The 14,828-nt window shown below is 67.9% G+C and carries 18 protein-coding genes, 4 tRNA genes and 1 pseudogene; 13 read left to right on the forward strand and 10 right to left on the reverse strand.

What is annotated here, in order from left to right; genetic code table 11:
* Positions 1-30 precede the first annotated feature (30 nt).
* The gene (locus AB0H75_RS15000) at positions 31-507 is read right to left on the reverse strand and encodes an NUDIX hydrolase (protein WP_367796218.1); all 477 of its coding nucleotides are present in this window, start codon (positions 505-507) and stop codon (positions 31-33) included.
* Between the two features lie 2 nt (positions 508-509).
* Entirely contained in the window at positions 510-1,247 is a 738-nt protein-coding gene (locus AB0H75_RS15005; RefSeq protein WP_367796220.1) for an XRE family transcriptional regulator, read from the reverse strand.
* 154 nt (positions 1,248-1,401) lie between these two features.
* Between AB0H75_RS15005 and AB0H75_RS15010 the strand changes: the two genes are divergently transcribed.
* The gene (locus AB0H75_RS15010; protein WP_367796222.1) at positions 1,402-1,803 is read left to right on the forward strand and encodes a hypothetical protein; all 402 of its coding nucleotides are present in this window, start codon (positions 1,402-1,404) and stop codon (positions 1,801-1,803) included.
* On the opposite strand, the gene AB0H75_RS15015 is transcribed toward AB0H75_RS15010, so the two are convergent.
* Positions 1,763-2,134: a GntR family transcriptional regulator gene (locus AB0H75_RS15015; protein WP_367796224.1), complete on the reverse strand. Its 372-nt coding sequence runs from the start codon at positions 2,132-2,134 to the stop codon at positions 1,763-1,765. The genes AB0H75_RS15010 and AB0H75_RS15015 overlap by 41 nt on opposite strands.
* Before the next feature lie 110 nt (positions 2,135-2,244).
* Between AB0H75_RS15015 and AB0H75_RS15020 the strand changes: the two genes are divergently transcribed.
* The 8 genes and pseudogenes from AB0H75_RS15020 (at position 2,245) to AB0H75_RS15055 (ending at position 8,106) form a co-directional block, all read left to right on the forward strand.
* On the forward strand, positions 2,245-2,574 hold the full coding sequence (locus AB0H75_RS15020) for a hypothetical protein (protein ID WP_367796226.1): 330 nt from the start codon (positions 2,245-2,247) through the stop codon (positions 2,572-2,574).
* Entirely contained in the window at positions 2,567-3,886 is a 1,320-nt protein-coding gene (locus tag AB0H75_RS15025; protein ID WP_367796228.1) for an FtsK/SpoIIIE domain-containing protein, read from the forward strand. The genes AB0H75_RS15020 and AB0H75_RS15025 overlap by 8 nt, the downstream gene beginning before the upstream one ends.
* A 19-nt stretch (positions 3,887-3,905) precedes the next feature.
* On the forward strand, positions 3,906-4,538 hold the full coding sequence (locus tag AB0H75_RS15030) for a DUF2637 domain-containing protein (protein WP_367796230.1): 633 nt from the start codon (positions 3,906-3,908) through the stop codon (positions 4,536-4,538).
* A gap of 15 nt (positions 4,539-4,553) precedes the next feature.
* Positions 4,554-4,895 carry a hypothetical protein gene (locus AB0H75_RS15035; RefSeq protein WP_367796232.1) on the forward strand — a complete coding sequence of 114 codons (342 nt, stop codon included), beginning with the start codon at positions 4,554-4,556 and terminating at the stop codon, positions 4,893-4,895.
* Positions 4,896-4,910: 15 nt separating this feature from the next.
* Positions 4,911-5,081 carry a hypothetical protein gene (locus AB0H75_RS15040; RefSeq protein ID WP_367796234.1) on the forward strand — a complete coding sequence of 57 codons (171 nt, stop codon included), beginning with the start codon at positions 4,911-4,913 and terminating at the stop codon, positions 5,079-5,081.
* Between the two features lie 245 nt (positions 5,082-5,326).
* Positions 5,327-6,678 (forward strand): annotated as a pseudogene (locus AB0H75_RS15045) (replication initiator).
* Positions 6,671-6,847, forward strand: a complete 177-nt coding sequence (locus AB0H75_RS15050) for a helix-turn-helix domain-containing protein (protein WP_367796236.1) — start codon at positions 6,671-6,673, stop codon at positions 6,845-6,847. Before AB0H75_RS15045 ends, AB0H75_RS15050 begins: the two are co-directional and overlap by 8 nt.
* Positions 6,847-8,106 carry a tyrosine-type recombinase/integrase gene (locus AB0H75_RS15055; RefSeq protein ID WP_367796238.1) on the forward strand — a complete coding sequence of 420 codons (1,260 nt, stop codon included), beginning with the start codon at positions 6,847-6,849 and terminating at the stop codon, positions 8,104-8,106. Before AB0H75_RS15050 ends, AB0H75_RS15055 begins: the two co-directional genes overlap by 1 nt.
* Before the next feature lie 34 nt (positions 8,107-8,140).
* Here the strand turns inward: AB0H75_RS15055 and AB0H75_RS15060 are convergent, their stop codons facing one another.
* The 6 genes from AB0H75_RS15060 to AB0H75_RS15085 form a co-directional block, all read right to left on the reverse strand.
* Positions 8,141-8,776 carry a hypothetical protein gene (locus AB0H75_RS15060; protein ID WP_367796240.1) on the reverse strand — a complete coding sequence of 212 codons (636 nt, stop codon included), beginning with the start codon at positions 8,774-8,776 and terminating at the stop codon, positions 8,141-8,143.
* 77 nt (positions 8,777-8,853) lie between these two features.
* The gene (locus AB0H75_RS15065) at positions 8,854-9,198 is read right to left on the reverse strand and encodes an ankyrin repeat domain-containing protein (protein ID WP_367796242.1); all 345 of its coding nucleotides are present in this window, start codon (positions 9,196-9,198) and stop codon (positions 8,854-8,856) included.
* A gap of 86 nt (positions 9,199-9,284) precedes the next feature.
* Positions 9,285-9,361, reverse strand: a tRNA-Phe gene (locus AB0H75_RS15070).
* Positions 9,362-9,366: 5 nt separating this feature from the next.
* Positions 9,367-9,441: transfer RNA gene (locus AB0H75_RS15075), tRNA-Asp, on the reverse strand.
* Between the two features lie 98 nt (positions 9,442-9,539).
* Positions 9,540-9,612: transfer RNA gene (locus AB0H75_RS15080), tRNA-Glu, on the reverse strand.
* A 2-nt stretch (positions 9,613-9,614) separates the two neighbouring features.
* A complete protein-coding gene (locus AB0H75_RS15085) occupies positions 9,615-11,174 on the reverse strand; it encodes a metallophosphoesterase (protein WP_367796244.1) in 1,560 nt (519 codons plus the stop codon).
* 42 nt (positions 11,175-11,216) lie between these two features.
* On the opposite strand from AB0H75_RS15085, the gene AB0H75_RS15090 reads away from it, so the two are divergent.
* Positions 11,217-11,558 (forward strand): metallopeptidase family protein, encoded by a 342-nt coding sequence (locus AB0H75_RS15090; protein ID WP_367796246.1) that lies wholly within the window; start codon positions 11,217-11,219, stop codon positions 11,556-11,558.
* Between the two features lie 172 nt (positions 11,559-11,730).
* The gene (locus tag AB0H75_RS15095) at positions 11,731-13,032 is read left to right on the forward strand and encodes an MFS transporter (protein WP_367796248.1); all 1,302 of its coding nucleotides are present in this window, start codon (positions 11,731-11,733) and stop codon (positions 13,030-13,032) included.
* Here AB0H75_RS15095 and AB0H75_RS15100 read toward each other — a convergent pair whose 3' ends face one another.
* Positions 13,033-13,359 (reverse strand): PspC domain-containing protein, encoded by a 327-nt coding sequence (locus AB0H75_RS15100; protein WP_367796250.1) that lies wholly within the window; start codon positions 13,357-13,359, stop codon positions 13,033-13,035.
* A 96-nt stretch (positions 13,360-13,455) separates the two neighbouring features.
* On the opposite strand from AB0H75_RS15100, the gene AB0H75_RS15105 reads away from it, so the two are divergent.
* Together AB0H75_RS15105 and AB0H75_RS15110 are read left to right on the forward strand one after the other, a co-directional pair.
* A complete protein-coding gene (locus tag AB0H75_RS15105) occupies positions 13,456-14,610 on the forward strand; it encodes an acyl-CoA dehydrogenase family protein (protein ID WP_367796252.1) in 1,155 nt (384 codons plus the stop codon).
* A 77-nt stretch (positions 14,611-14,687) separates the two neighbouring features.
* Positions 14,688-14,760: transfer RNA gene (locus AB0H75_RS15110), tRNA-Lys, on the forward strand.
* Positions 14,761-14,828: the final 68 nt, after the last annotated feature.

The raw sequence follows: 14,828 nt of genomic DNA on the forward strand, positions 1-14,828 counted from the left end.
CTACGTACCACTATGGCTACGGCCTCGAGGTCAGCCAATATGCGGCAGACCGGCTCCGATTAGGTAGTGCTCGATCCGCATCCGCATCGACCGGTCCATCGACAGGGACATGATCTCGTTCCGGGGCACCCACCGGACCTCTCGGGATTCCTCGCTGGGAGTCGGCTCGCCTCCGATGGCGCGGCCGGTCAGGACGATGGAGAACTCTTGGCGGGCCTCGCCGTTGGAGGTGTAGAGGATGACGTGGCGGGGGTCGCTGTAGGTGCCGACCAGGCCGGTGATCTCACACCTGATACCGGTCTCCTCGGCTGTCTCGCGAACTGCCGCCGCCGGGATGGACTCCCCCAGGTCGATGGCGCCGCCGGGTACGGCCCAGTTGTCGTTGTCGCTGCGCCGGATCATCAGGACGTCCCCGGCCGTGTTGGTGACGATGACGTTCACTGACGGCACCAGGCTGTTGGGCTCGGGCGCGTCGGGGTCGTCGTAGAAGTCGATGCGCTTGGCCATGGTCACGCCTCCACGGGCACGGCTCGGGCCCAGACCTTTTCGAAGCTGTCGGCGTAGGTGGTGACCATCTCCCCGCCGGCCACCCTGCGCAGATGCAGGACGGGGGCGTTGCCGGCGCGGGTGCCGTACACGTGCATGTTCACCAGGTAGTCGTCATCAGCACGGTAGATCGAGTTGTACAGGATCGTGTCGTGGAGCCGCAGCTCGAAGTTAGCCAGCCCGAACAACGGCCGGTAGAGCACCAGAGCGGTACGGATCTGCGCCGCCATGCCATCCCCGACGCCCTCGTCCTGGCCGCGCTGGGCGACCTCGGCGCAGTCGGGGTCGCCGAGCAGGATGCGCACCCGTACGCCCGCCTTCGCCTTGTCGCCGAGCAGGCGCACCATCGCGGCGTCGTCGGCGAGGAACAACCCGCTGTAGACCAGGACGCCGATCTCCTGGGACGCGCCGCTGAACAGACGTCCCCATGCGTCCCGGGGCACGGCCCAGCGGTGCGGATAGATCGCCAGGACCTCGCTCTCGGACGCGGCCACCACCTGCTCCCGCGACAGGGCCTGCGGCCACAGGTAGGTCTCGTCCACACCGAGGTAGGAAGCGGTGGCAAAGCGGTGCTTTCGGTACGGCTCGCGCCCCTTGGTGATCCACCGCTCCACGGTCTTGGGATCAACTTCGATCGCCTCGGCCAGGTCCGCGACGCTCACACCCCTCTGCAACAGGGCCGCGCGTAGCCGTTCGTTCACCGAATCACCTGCTCCAAGGGACGTCCCGGGACCTGGCCATCGTAGGCCGGACGTCTTGAACATGTCCCGTCGTGTAGTGATCTCGTCCTGACTCTGCGTCGCATCCTCGGTTGCACAACGCCACCCGGCACCGACCGAAGGAGGAGATGCACTCATGAACATCGAGATCACCATCCCGGGCGAGACGCCCGCCTGCGAGTGCGGCAACGCCCTGACCGAGGGACAGACCCGCTGCTCCAAGTGCCTGGCGCGGGACCGCTGGGCGCGCAAGGAGCGGGCCAGGAACCGCCGCAACCAGCGACGGACCGAGAGCAAGCGTCCCCGCGCGGTCCCGCAGCGCGATCGCGATGGGGGTGAGCTGGACGTGAGCTGGCTTCCGCTGATCATCGCCGCCCTGCTCAGCATCACCGTGCTGGTCGGCTACGCCATGGTCATGGTCGGCATTCGCCGCCAGGACAAGGCCCTGAGCCTGCGGCGGCACCCCGGCGGGGCTTCGGCCTCGCTGGCCCGGAAGGTTACCGGCTGCTACGTCCGGGACGGCGTGTCGTGGACGTAGCCAACTGCTCCTCGACCTTCGCGAGGCGTACCGACAGGTCCTGTACGGCGGCGCGCAGCTCGGCCACCTCGCTCGTGGAGTCGCCAGCGGTCGGCGGCTCCTCGGCGGCATCGCGGACGAACACGCCCTTGCCCTGCTGGCCGACCACCAGTCCCTCGGTGCGCAGGACGCCTACGGCGAGCTTCACCACCGACAGGGACGCGTCGTACTGCTCGGCGAGCTTGGTCGTGGACGGCAGCGGAGCGCCGGGCGCGAGGGACCCGCCGCGGATCTGCGCGCGCAGGTCGTCGGCGATTTGGAGGTAGGCAGGCTGCCCGGTGTGTCTGACCATCGCCCATCTATCTCACCACGAATGTTCGACCTGGCCAACCGAGGGAACATTGACAACCGAGCCAACCATGTTAACTATGTTGCTCACGACGAAAGAGGAGGTCACAGCCCATGCGTTCCATCCCGATCCCTGTCGACGTCAGCAAGCTCGCCATCACCTGCGTCAAGGCCCCACGCCCGCGCGTCCTCAACAAGGACACCGGCGAGATCAAGACCGACAAGAACGGCAACACCGTTTATGAGGTCACCGTCTCCGTCGAGGACGAGTTCGGCCGCATCGAACTCGTCAAGATCGGCCTCACCGGCGAATCGCCCATCAGCGTCGGCGACCAGGTCAACGCCGTCGGCCTGCTCGGTTACGTCTGGGAGATCGCCGGCCGATGGGGCGTCGCCTACCGCGCCAACGCCCTGCTCCCCGTCCGGGAGGCCGCCGATGCGTGACGCGCTGAACGCGCTCGCAGTCCTGGCCGCGCTTGCGGCCGGGCTGTGGGCCTGGCGCCGCTACCACCGCCCGTCCTTCTGGCTCGTGCTCGGCTTCCCGCTGGTCGCCCTGACGGTACGCACCTCGTGGCGGCGGGTCGCCCTCGGCTGCGGGCTGACCAAGAAGCGGCAGCGCTTCTGGTTCACCACCGTCCCCGGCCTGGTCGCCTCCACCGGAATCGTCCGCGTCCGGCGCAGGTGGCAGCGCATCGCCGTAGACACCAAACCGTTCATGTGGCTGCCCCTGCCGACCCGGCACGGCTGGCGCGTCACCCTGCACACCCTGGAAGGCCAGACACCCGGCGACTACGCCGAGGCCGCCGAACGCCTCGCCCACTCCTGGGGCGTCCACGCCATCCGCGTCTCCTCACCCCGGCCTGGCCGCGTCGTCCTCATGGCCACCATGCGCGACCCGCTCGTCAAGATCGATGAGCTCCCGCCCTCACCCGAACTGCTCAAGGTCACTGTGGGACGGCTGGAGACCGGCAAGCCCTGGATCATCGACTTCCGCACCGTGCCGCATTGGCTGAACGCGGGCGCGACGCAGTCCGGCAAGTCGAACCTCGCCAACGCCCTCATCGTCGGCCTCGCACCACAACCGGTCGCCTTGGTCGGCTTCGACCTCAAGGGCGGGGTGGAGTTCACGCCATACGCACCCCGGTTGTCGGCCCTGGCCACCTCCCGCGATGAATCGGTCGGCCTGCTGACCGACCTGGTCGGCCTGATGATCGACCGGATGGGCCTGTGCCGCCAGGCCGGCGCCCGCAACATCTGGCAACTCCCGCCCGCCATCCGCCCGGTCCCGGTCGTGGTCCTCGTGGACGAACTGGCCGAGCTGTATCTGATGGCCGACAAGTCCGAAAAGGACGAGATCGCCAAAACCTCGACGGCGCTGCTGCGGGTCGCCCAGCTCGGGCGCGCGTTCGGCATCTACCTGTTCTGCTGCGGCCAGCGCATCGGCTCCGACCTCGGCCCCGGCGTCACCGCGCTCCGGGCCCAGTGCTCCGGTCGCATCTGCCACCGCGTCAACGACCCCGAAACCGCCACCATGACCCTCGGCGACCTCGACCCCGCCGCCCTGGCCTCGGCCCGCTCCATCGCCGCCGAGACACCCGGCGTGGCCATCGTCGCCTCACAAGACGGCCAGTGGTACCGCGCCCGCTCCTTCTACGTCACCGAGCAAACCGCCGAACACGCCGCCCGCACCCACGCCCACCTCACCCCGCCCTGGGACGAAATCACCGCCCACCTACCTCAGCCCATCAACGCCTGAACCCATGAAGGGAGGAACGATGCGACGCTACGCCTGCCGACTGCTCGACACCGGCCCGGTCCTCGTCCTGGCCGTCATCGCGGGTGCCGGATCGTTCACCCACATCCGCGACACCGCCAGCCAGCATGGCCAGACTGGTTGGATGTCCTGGGCCGTCGCCGTCTGCATCGACCTGACCTGCGTCATGGCCGCCCGCGAACGCCAACACGACAAGAGGCACAACCGGCCTCGGCGCGGTCCCGTCTCCTGGCCCGTCCTCGTCCTGACCGGCGGCATCGTCCTGTCCCTGGCCGCCAACCTCGCCCAAGCCGACCCGACCGCCTGGGGCTGGATCACCGCCGCCACCCCGGCCGCCGCCTTCCTCATCGCCGTCTCGATGCTGGAACGCCGCGCCGCCCGCCCTAGACAGCCCGCCACGTCACCGGCCTCGCCCGCTCCGACCCCGACATCGGAACTCGTCCCGCACCACACCCGGCCCGAGGACGAGCCCGCCAACGCTCTCGCCCCCGCACTCCTCGCCTACGCCCGCCGCATCGCCGACGACCACCACGCTCGCCACGGCAAGCCCATCACCGATGACGCCCTACGCGCCCACCTGGGCGTATCCAGCCAACTCGCCGCCGACCTCATACACACCCTGCGCACCACCTGAAGGGAGAACCAACCGATGACCAACGACCACCGCACCGCCTTCATCAACGGCCTTCTCGCCCTGGCCGCCTTCCTTGAAGCCCACCCCGACCTGCCCGTCCCGCCCAGCGCCACCGTCCACCACTTCCCCGGCCAGGCCGGCGACGCCGCCCAGCGCGCCGAGATCGACCACATCGCCGCCCTCCTCGGCTCGGACATCGACCACGAGGACTCCCCATACGACCACTACGCCACCTCGTGCCGGTTCGGCCCGATCGAATACCGCGCCGTCGCCGTCCTGGCCGCCGCCCGCGCCCGCTACGACGCCGAAACCAGCTACCGCGGCTGCGTCCAACCCGACCCCGTGTCCGCCACCTGACCAGGAGAACCGCTCATGCGCATCCGCATCGACGGCACCCGAGCCGAGATCGTCGACGCCCTGTTCCGCCTACGCCTGCACTTCACCGTCATCGGCGTCTCACGCGCCTACGCCGACCGCGCCCGCCCCCACCACTGGCGCGTCTACCTCACCACCACCGCCCGCGACCGAAAGCCGCCCAGATGAACGAGGTGATCCACTACCGCTGCTGCACCTGCAACGGCACCGGCATCGACCCCGACAACGCCCGCTGCCGTGACTGCGACGGCACCGGCATCGACAACCACGGCGCCTGAAAGCGCAGCGCCCCCGGCCTGGCCGCACATCCGCCAAGACGACTGCCAGGTCGAGGGCCATCCCTTCACCCGAACGAGCGAAAGGAGGACACCATCTTGCCCACAACCCACGCCACCGCGCACGCCAAAGCGGGCATGATCGCCCGACTCAACCACCCCGACTACGACCGCTGGGCCGCTCAGGTCCGCAACACCGGCGGCTGCCGCCAGCCCATCCACCTACGCGGCAAGGTCGACCACTACGACCGCGCCACCGGCCAACTCCTGCACCGCTACACCACCAAGCACGAGCCCGACGGCGTCCTGCGTGTCCCGTGCAAGACCCGCCGCGCCGCCCGCTGCCCCGCCTGCGCCGAGACCTACCGCGCCGACACCTACCACCTCATCCGCGTCGGCCTCGTCGGCGGCAAGGGCGTCCCAGACACGGTCACGACCCATCCCACCCTGTTCGTAACCCTCACCGCACCCAGCTTTGGAGCGGTCCATGCGCGGCGGGAGAAGAACGGCAAGGCCCTGCCCTGCCGCGCCCGCCGCAACGCCGCCACGTGCCCGCATGGCCGCGTCATGTCCTGCACCGTCCGCCACAGCAAAGACGACCCGCGCCTCGGCGAACCGCTCTGCCCGACTGCTACGACTACACCGGCAGCGTCCTGTTCAACGCCCTGGCCCCGCTCCTGTGGAAGCGCTTCGCCGACTCCGTACGCCGCCACCTCACCAAACTTGGCGGCCTGCTTCTCAAGGAGTTCCGCGACCACCTCACCCTCTCCTTCGCCAAGGTCGCGGAATACCAGCGGCGCGGCGTCGTCCACTTCCACGCCGTCATCCGCCTCGACGGCCCGGGCGGCCCCGAAGCACCTCCACCCTCGTGGGCCACCACCGACGCCTTGTCTCAAGCGATCAAGCACGCCGCCAGGGCCGTTTCCGCTAAAGCTCCCGCTTACGCCGACCAGCCCGAACGGGTCCTGCGCTGGGGCGACCAACTCGACATCCGCCCCATCACCCTGAACGACGACCTCACCGACCAGGCCGTCGCCGGCTACATCGCCAAGTACGCCACCAAGGCCGCCGAATGCGTCGGCACCCTGGACCGCCGCATCAACCCCCTCGACAACCTGGAGTCGTACAACCTGCGCGACCACGCCCGCCGCCTCATCACCACCTGCCTTCACCTCGCCGCCCAACCTGACCTGGCCGAACTCCGCCTCGCTGACTGGGCCCACATGCTCGGCTTCCGCGGCCACTTTTCCACCCGCTCCCGCCGCTACTCCACCACCCTCGGCGAACTCCGCGCCGACCGCAAAGAACACAGGCGCAGCCAGGACATCACCACAGGCCGTCTGCCCTTGTTCGATGAAGACACCGTCCTCGTCATCAGCGAATGGCAGTACGCCGGCAAAGGCCACTCCCTCGGAGACGCCCTCCTCGCCGCTGCCATCACCGGCACACCCTTCGCCCGGCTGGCATGCAAGGAGGTCCCGCATGAGTGACCTCGTGCTCACCGTGGACGAGGCTGCCAATCGCCTCCGTGTCAGCCGGTGGACCCTCTACACCCTCATCCGCTCCAACCAGCTCCGAACCATCAAGATCGGCCGTCGCCGCCTCGTCCCGGCCGACGCCCTGGCCGAGTGCATCAGAACTCTCGTGGGGGTGGCGTGATGACCAAGACTATGCTCGGCACCCCGGAGGAAGAGCCCAAGCGCCGGACGGGGCGCCGCATTCGCAAGCGCTCCAACGGTGAGGGGAGCATCTGGCCGCGCAAGGATGGCCGATACGGGTACGCCGCCTTCGTCCAGACCACCGCTGGGACCATGAAGCGGGTTCAGGGCTCCGCTCGAACACAAGAGGATGCCCGCAAGAAACTGACCGAACTTCTCCGCCAGGCCGACGAGGGCATCCCTGTCTCCTCAGAGAACTGGACGCTTGCCGACTTCCTCAACTACTGGCTGAGGAACATCGTCAGCCAGGAACGCCGCCCCAAGACCTACCAGGGATACGAGGGCGTCGTTCGTCTCCATCTCATCCCCGGGCTAGGCAAGAAGCGCCTGGGCAAGCTCAACGCCCAAGACGTCCGCCTCTTCATCAACCGCGTCCGCTCCGAATGCCAATGCTGCCGCAACGGCTGGGACGCTTCACGGGACAAGCCGGTGTGCTGCGCCCTCAAGGGTGGTCAGTGCTGCGACTCGCGCCTGTCCACGCGCATGGTCCAGTCCATCCATGCAGTCCTTCGGAATGCCCTGGAGTGTGCCGTACGCGAGGAGATCATCGCTCGCAACGTCGCCAAGCTCGTCAAGGTTCCAGTGCCCAAGTACAAGGTCAACCGCGGCCTGACCGTTCCTCAGGCCCGTGCAGTCCTCAAGGCGGCGCAGGAACATCGGCTCTACGCGTTGTACGTCCTGGCGCTCTGTCTCGGCCTGCGCCGTGGGGAGCTCCTCGGACTCCGCTGGGAAGACATCGATCTGGAGGGCGGCAAGCTCGAAGTGGTCCAAAGCCTTCAGCGCGTGGCCGGCCGCCTTCGCTTCGTCCGTCCCAAGACCTCCGACTCGGAGCGTACGGTACCGCTACCGCCGATCTGCGTGGAGGCTCTGCGGGAGCACCGGAGAAAGCTGTTCACCGAACGCTCGGACCGCTGGGAGGAGTGGAAGGAACACGGCCTCGTCTTCCCCTCGCGCTGCGGTACTCCAATGGAGCCGGACAACCTACGGCGAAGCTGGGGAGCGATCCGGACGGCTGCTGGCCTCAGTGAGATGAGGTTCCACGACCTTCGTCACACTTGTGTGACGCTCCTGCTCAACCTCGGTGTTCCCCCCCCAGGTCGTCCGAGACATCGTCGGCCACAGCGACATCGATGTAACCATGACGATCTACGCTCACGTCTCGCTCGACGACAAGCGGACAGCCCTAGGCAAGCTCAGTGATGCTCTCGGCTGATCTGCCCTACCCCACTGCGCCTCAGCTCGATTCGGCTGGGGCGCATTCTTCTGCCTTGACCGCCTTCTTATCGGCAGAGACCAATTCTGGCGCGCTGTTCGAGTCCTCATACGGATCAGGTGCGTACAACCCAAGATCCCAACGGCATCTATCCCGTAGCTTCGTCGTCAGGGGTCCTACAAGAGACATCGACTCCCTGGCCTTGTCCCAGTCTCCTGCTTCGAGGGCGTCCTGAACCGCTTGGCCCTCTTGCAGGAGTTGCCGTAGCCCATCACCGACCAGGGGATGCTGCGCGTGAACGTCAACCTCGAAGACAAGATCTTCAAGCTCTGCCCTGGCTGTGTCGAGGTCTTCCTTCAGGGATCGTGGAACCTCATCGGCCGCGGTCGGGGCCTGAGTGGTGATCGCTTCGAGTCGCCGGCCATACGCTCCAGTTCGCCGTAACAAGGTGGCATAGGTCTGTCGCCGCGCCTCCAGCCCCTGAACGGTGATGCCCCAAGTGCGATCACGGGCCCTAAGGGCTCGCTCCCTCTTGTACTGGCGCTCTTCAGCAGCTACTTCCTGCCGAGCCTTGAAAAAGACGGACCCGATCGCCACCAGGCTTCCGATCGCCGCGCCAAGAGCAGTCCCGATCACACCGATCCACTGAGGCGTCACAGGTTCGGAAGCTAGTCACGCATCTTGAGCCGGTCAATGATCGCCAGCGCCACAGTGGCCGACGTTGCTCTCGTCAGCTACTCGGGATGATCCCGTAGCCATGCCTCGATCAGTCGGGCCGCCAACCAGTGCCTGTTGACGAGGGCGAAGTGCTCCGCCGAAACGCCTCTGCCGCCGTGCGATCGCCGTCGTGGATCGGCTCCATTGGCGAGAAGGAGCGCCGTCATATCAACATGGAGGCGATCACCCGTCTGCGCGTGACTGTCCACTTCCCCCTCGATCGCGCAGTGAAGAAGCGTGAGCCCATCGTGCTCCTCATGAACACTTGCGCCTTCATCGAGGAGCACTTGAAGCTTCTCAGCATCGTCCATCTCGACGGCGAGATGAGCGGGACTCATGCCATGGTCCATCTGATGCTCCATCGCGACGTTGCTGTCAGTGTTGCTGTCACGGACACGAAAACGCCCCGGAGCGATCTTCGCTTCGGGGCATCTTAGCTGTTCAATGCTGGTGGTCAGGGGCAGGGTCGAACTGCCGACCTTCCGCTTTTCAGGCGGACGCTCGTACCAACTGAGCTACCTGACCCAGAGCGGTCCTGACGGGACTTGAACCCGCGACCTCCACCTTGACAGGGTGGCGAGCACTCCAAACTGCTCTACAGGACCTTGCTTGTCTTGCGTTTCGTTCTCTTTGCGCTCGCTTAGCTTACCAGCTCTTCGGTGGTCTTCGACCAGCCGTTTCGCGGGTGCGCCAGGCGCTCGCGTGCCCCCAACGGGATTCGAACCCGTGCCGCCGCCTTGAAAGGGCGGTGTCCTAGGCCGCTAGACGATGGGGGCCGTTAGGAAACCCTGTCGCCTTCCGTCGGAGACCTCTGAAGCATAGGGGACGATTGCCCTTGATGCCAAAGTGGCGGTCCGGCGTCGGGTGACGCGGAGCCGGTGACCGTGCCCGTTGGCGACGGGGCGTTCGTCGGCTCCGGAGAAATCATACGTTGTGGGTCGGGCTCCACGTGACGTTGGATGTAGACCGATTGCTCTCCCAGGCCGCCCAGCGTGATGTCGTCCCAGGCCTGCAGGCGTCGGGTCTCCTTGTCGAAGTACAGGACGGACGCCTGGACGGGGGTCGGCTGGGGGTGTTCGAGCGCGCGCAGGCCGGCGCCGCCGGTGGAGCCCTGGACCAGCATGCGGGTGCCGGTCGGGAGCATGGTGGTGCTGCGCTCGTGGGTGTGTCCGGCCAGGATCATCGGGGCGGCGCCGGAGAAGCCCTGGCCGACGACCGGGTCGTGGACGGCGATCAGGTCGGGCGCGCGGACGTTGCCCAGGTGGGAGCGGGCGAACTGGTGCAGGGCGGCGGGGTCGGAGTCCACGCTGACCGATTTGTCCGGGGTGAAGCGGGGGTCGCCGAGGCCGTAGATCGTCAGCCCGGCGACCTGCGCGGTCCGGTCGTCCAGGACGATCGCGTTCTTCTGCTTCTCGACGGCCCTCTGGGTGATCATGGAGTCGTGGTTGCCCCTGACGTAGACGTACGGGACGCCGAGGGTGCCGACCTCGTCCACGAACTTGTTCTCCGGCTTGGTGCCGTGGTCGGAGATGTCGCCGGTGTCCACGATCACGTCGATCTTGAACTGGTCCTTGAGCGAGCGGATGACGTTCCAGGCGATGGGGTTGATGTGGATGTCGGAGATGTGGAGCACCCGGATGGACTTCGGGTCGGCGTCGTACAGAGGGAGCGTGGAGACCGTTTCGTAGAGCTTGGAGACGTTCGTGACGAGTTTGGTGAGCTGCGACCGGTACGACTCGAACCGCGTCACGATCGACTCCGCGCTGCCCACCAGCGACGGCGCGGCGGCCACCAGGCCGGAGTAGCGCGGCTCCATGAGCGAGTTGGGGCGGAAGGTCGCGACGGCGAGCATCCCGGTCCCGGAGAGGGCCACGGAGGCCGCCAGGAGGCCCGTGAGGGCCACGCGCGGGCGCCTGAAGACCATCAGGACGGCGACCAGCGCCCCGGCGCCCGCGCACAGCAGCGAGCGGACGGCGAGGGCGCGCACGCCGTCCATGAGGTCCTCCTCGATGACCTGCGGCAGCCGGTCGGCCAGCCGCGGGTCCTCGATGAAGGCTTTGGCACGTTCCTGGTCGATGTTCTCCAGGGTGATGCGCAGGCGCAGGGGGGCGTCGTGGGTGCGGAAGGTGAGCGTGCCGAGAGGGCTGGCGTCCACGACGGTCTCGCCGTTCCAGGCCGGCCTCAGGGACATCGCGGTCTCGACCGGGCCGACCTCGGCGCGTACGGCGCCACTGAGGAAGATGCCCAGCCATGACCCGACGGCGGCCACGGCGAGCACCGCGAGCGCGCGGAAGGCCCGTGACCGGATGACTGCTTTGACGACGCGAACGAACTTCATACCGTTTCTTGCTCAGCGGAGGGCGGGGGCAGAATGGCAGGTGTGATCGAGGTATCGCGGGAGAAGTTCGAGGAACTCGTGGCCGAGGCATTGGACACGATCCCCGCCGACCTCACGGCTGCCATGAGCAACGTCGTGGTGGTGGTCGTCGATGACCCGCCTGAGCCCCATTTGCTCGGCCTGTACACCGGTGTCCCCCTCACCGAACGCGGCGACTGGTATTCAGGAGTCCTGCCCGACCACATCGAGATTTACCGCAAACCGATATGTGAGATTTGCGATACCGAAGAGGACGTGATCGACGAGGTGCGCATCACGGTCATCCACGAAGTAGGGCACCACTTCGGCATCTCCGACGAGCGCCTGCACGAGCTCGGCTGGTAACCCTTTGCATCCGGTTGGCTTCTTTGGGTTGCGGCTTGCCCTCTCCCTCAGGCACCTTAGGTGACGTAGCGAATACGCAAAGCGAGCACCGAGAGTCGGGCACACCGAGTGCCGGGCGCAGTGAGAGTCAGGCACAGCGGATAGTCAGGCACAGCGGAGTCCAATGGGGGCCATGCGGGCGCGACGGCCGCCGGGACGTCATCGACGTGCGGAGGCCGCGGAAGGACAGCGAGCCACATACCGGGAAGTCATCGCCATCAAGGAGTTCCGGGCACTGTGGTACGGCCAGGGCCTCTCGCTCCTCGGCGACCAGCTCGCCCAGGTGGCGCTCGCCGTGCTGGTCTACGACCGCACCCGCTCGCCGCTGGCCACGGCCGCCGTCTACGCGCTCACCTACCTGCCCTCGATCGTCGGCGGGCCGCTGCTGGCCGGGCTGGCCGACCGGTTCGCCCGGCGCGGGGTGATGCTGGTCTGCGACCTGCTCCGGTTCGCGCTGGTGGCGGGCATGGCGCTGCCGGTCATGCCGTTCTGGGGGCTGTGCGTGCTGGTGTTCCTGGTCGTGCTGCTGAGCGCGCCGTTCTCGGCCGCGCGGGCGGCGCTGCTGCCCGAGGTGCTCGACGGCGACGCGTACGTCATCGGCTCGGCCCTGCAGAACATGACCAACCAGGCCGGGCAGATGCTCGGCTTCGCGGCGGGCGGCGCGGTGATCGCCACGATGGGGCCCTACCGGGCGCTGGCCATCGACGCCGCCACGTTCCTCGGCTCGGCGCTGATCCTCGCCTCCGGCGTGCGCCGCCGCCCTGCCCCGGGCCGCGACGACGGCTCCAGGCCGTCCATGTGGAACATGACCAGGGCCGGGGCGCGGCTGGTCTTCGGATCGAGGAAGCTGCGCACGCTCGTGCTGTTCGCCTGGCTGTGCGGCTTCTACGTGCTGCCCGAGGGCATCGCCGCACCGTACGCCGCCCGGCTCGCGGCGGACGGCCCGCTGCCGGTGGCCGTGGTCACCGGGCTGCTGATGGCCGCCATGCCCGCGGGGACGGTGCTGGGCGCGTTCCTGTTCAGCAGGTTCGTCGCGCCGGCGCGGCGGCTGCGGTTCATGGGCCTGCTGGCCATGCTGAGCTGCGCGCCCCTGGTCGTGACCGCGTTGCGGCCGCCACTGGCCGTCGTGCTGGCGGCGTGGGTCCTGTCAGGAATCGGCGGAGCCTACCAGCTCGCCGCCAACGCCGCCTTCGTCCAGGCCGTGCCCGCCGAACGCCGTGGCCAGGCGTTCGGGATCGTGCAGTCCGGGCTCATGGCCGCGCAGGGACTGGGAATCCTCGTCGGCGGCTTCGCGGCGGAGAGACTCGGCCCGGAGCCGGTGGTCGCGCTGTCCGGCGTCGCCGGGCTCATCTGCGCGGCCGTCCTGGCCATGATCTGGGCCGAGTCCCGGGGCGGTGACAGGACCGCCCAGGTTCGCGCCGAGGCCACCGCCTGATCACGGCTGCGGCTTGTGCTCGCCGCCGGTGGTCCAGTCCGTGCTGCCGCCGCCGCGGTTCTGCTGCTTGTTGATGAGGTCCTGGACGATCGAGGTGTCGCGGTGCTCGTCCGGCAGGAGCAGCCAGCCGATCGCGTAGAGGCCGACGCCGAGGCCGCCGAACAGCGTCACGACCGCCAGGGCGATCCTGATGAGGTTGGGGTCGATGCCCACGTACTCGCCGACGCCGGAGCAGACTCCCGCGACGATCCGGCCCTTCTCGGTCCGGCGGAGCTTCTTGACGGGGCGGTCGGTGTGCTGGGTGCCGTACTCGTGGTATTCGCTCATGTCTCAAGACTGCCCCCGGGCCCGGTGTTAGCACATCAGGTTTCCCCCTGGTAGAACCCTGGTAGCCCCCTATGCCCGGCTAGGAAGGGACCCGCCATGGACGACCTGCTCCGCCTGGACGACCAGCTCGACGCCGACCAGCGCCTCATCCGCGACACGGTCAGGTCGTTCGTCTCCGACCGGGTGCTGCCGCACGTCGGCGACTGGTTCGAGGAGGCCGTCTTCCCGGCCCGCGAGCTGGCGCCCGAGCTCGGCGCGCTCGGGCTGCTCGGCATGCATCTGCGGGGGTACGGGTGCGCCGGGACGGACGCGGTCTCGTACGGGGTGGCCTGCCGCGAGCTGGAGGCCGGCGACTCCGGGCTGCGTTCGTTCGTGTCCGTCCAGGGATCGCTGGCGATGTTTCCGATCTGGCGGTACGGCTCCGACGAGCAGAAAGAGGAGTGGCTGCCCCGGATGTCCGCCGGTGAGGCGATCGGCTGCTTCGGGCTGACCGAGCCGGACCACGGGTCCGATCCGGCGAACATGCGGACGTACGCGAAGAAGGACGGGTCCGACTGGATTCTCAACGGCTCCAAGATGTGGATCACCAACGGCTCGATCGCCGACGTCGCGGTCGTCTGGGCGCAGACGGACGAAGGGATCCGCGGCTTCGTCGTCCCCACCTCCACGCCCGGTTTCTCCGCCCCTGAGATCCACCGGAAGCTGTCCTTGAGGGCGTCCGTCACCTCGTCCCTGTACTTCGACGACGTGCGCCTGCCCGCCTCCGCCGCCCTGCCGGAGGTCGTGGGGCTCAAGGGCCCGCTGTCGTGCCTGTCGGAGGCCCGCTTCGGCATCGTCTGGGGGGTCGTCGGGGCGGCGCGGGCCTGCCTGGAGTCCGCCGTCGAGTACGCGAGGACCCGCGTCCAGTTCGACAAGCCGATCGGCGCGTTCCAGCTCACCCAGGAAAAGCTCGCCTGGATGTACGTCGGCCTCGCCCAGGCCCAGCTCACCGCCCTCCACCTGGGCCGGCTGAAGGACGCGGGCGACCTGGAGCCCCGGCAGATCAGCTTCGGCAAGCTGGCGAACGTCCGGGCCGCCCTCGACATCGCCCGCCAGGCCCGCTCCGTCCTGGGCGGCAACGGGATCACCCTGGAGTACCCTGTGATCAGGCACATGAACAACCTGGAGAGCGTGCTGACGTACGAGGGGACACAGGAGATCCATACGCTGGTGCTGGGGGAAGCGCTGACCGGCCTGGCCGCCTACCGTTGAGCCTGACCTGAGATGGTTTGACCGGTGCTGTAGGCGTCGCGAGCGGGACGGTAGTCTCTGTACCCTTGCTGATGCGAGGGGCGTTAGCTCAATTGGCAGAGCTGCGGACTTTTAATCCGTAGGTTCCGGGTTCGAGCCCCGGGCGCCCTACCCCAATGACCTGGGCGGACTCCCCGATCTCCATGATCCGGAAGCCCGCCCAGTTGCATTTTCCGTTG

The organism is Nonomuraea sp. NPDC050783 (genome assembly GCF_040802095.1).
GTDB lineage: Bacteria > Actinomycetota > Actinomycetes > Streptosporangiales > Streptosporangiaceae > Nonomuraea.

What these genes read in the sequence shown, in the direction of transcription:
- AB0H75_RS15105 (WP_367796252.1), top strand. Translation starts at nt 13,456, where the DNA reads ATGGACGACCTGCTCCGCCTGGACGACCAGCTCGACGCCGACCAGCGC.
- AB0H75_RS15020 (WP_367796226.1), top strand. Translation starts at nt 2,245, where the DNA reads ATGCGTTCCATCCCGATCCCTGTCGACGTCAGCAAGCTCGCCATCACC.
- AB0H75_RS15055 (WP_367796238.1), top strand. Translation starts at nt 6,847, where the DNA reads ATGACCAAGACTATGCTCGGCACCCCGGAGGAAGAGCCCAAGCGCCGG.
- AB0H75_RS15015 (WP_367796224.1), bottom strand. Translation starts at nt 2,134, where the DNA reads ATGGTCAGACACACCGGGCAGCCTGCCTACCTCCAAATCGCCGACGAC.
- AB0H75_RS15040 (WP_367796234.1), top strand. Translation starts at nt 4,911, where the DNA reads ATGCGCATCCGCATCGACGGCACCCGAGCCGAGATCGTCGACGCCCTG.
- AB0H75_RS15035 (WP_367796232.1), top strand. Translation starts at nt 4,554, where the DNA reads ATGACCAACGACCACCGCACCGCCTTCATCAACGGCCTTCTCGCCCTG.
- AB0H75_RS15030 (WP_367796230.1), top strand. Translation starts at nt 3,906, where the DNA reads ATGCGACGCTACGCCTGCCGACTGCTCGACACCGGCCCGGTCCTCGTC.
- AB0H75_RS15050 (WP_367796236.1), top strand. Translation starts at nt 6,671, where the DNA reads ATGAGTGACCTCGTGCTCACCGTGGACGAGGCTGCCAATCGCCTCCGT.
- AB0H75_RS15085 (WP_367796244.1), bottom strand. Translation starts at nt 11,174, where the DNA reads ATGAAGTTCGTTCGCGTCGTCAAAGCAGTCATCCGGTCACGGGCCTTC.
- AB0H75_RS15100 (WP_367796250.1), bottom strand. Translation starts at nt 13,359, where the DNA reads ATGAGCGAATACCACGAGTACGGCACCCAGCACACCGACCGCCCCGTC.
- AB0H75_RS15025 (WP_367796228.1), top strand. Translation starts at nt 2,567, where the DNA reads ATGCGTGACGCGCTGAACGCGCTCGCAGTCCTGGCCGCGCTTGCGGCC.
- AB0H75_RS15095 (WP_367796248.1), top strand. Translation starts at nt 11,731, where the DNA reads ATGCGGGCGCGACGGCCGCCGGGACGTCATCGACGTGCGGAGGCCGCG.
- AB0H75_RS15065 (WP_367796242.1), bottom strand. Translation starts at nt 9,198, where the DNA reads ATGGAGCATCAGATGGACCATGGCATGAGTCCCGCTCATCTCGCCGTC.
- AB0H75_RS15010 (WP_367796222.1), top strand. Translation starts at nt 1,402, where the DNA reads ATGAACATCGAGATCACCATCCCGGGCGAGACGCCCGCCTGCGAGTGC.
- AB0H75_RS15000 (WP_367796218.1), bottom strand. Translation starts at nt 507, where the DNA reads ATGGCCAAGCGCATCGACTTCTACGACGACCCCGACGCGCCCGAGCCC.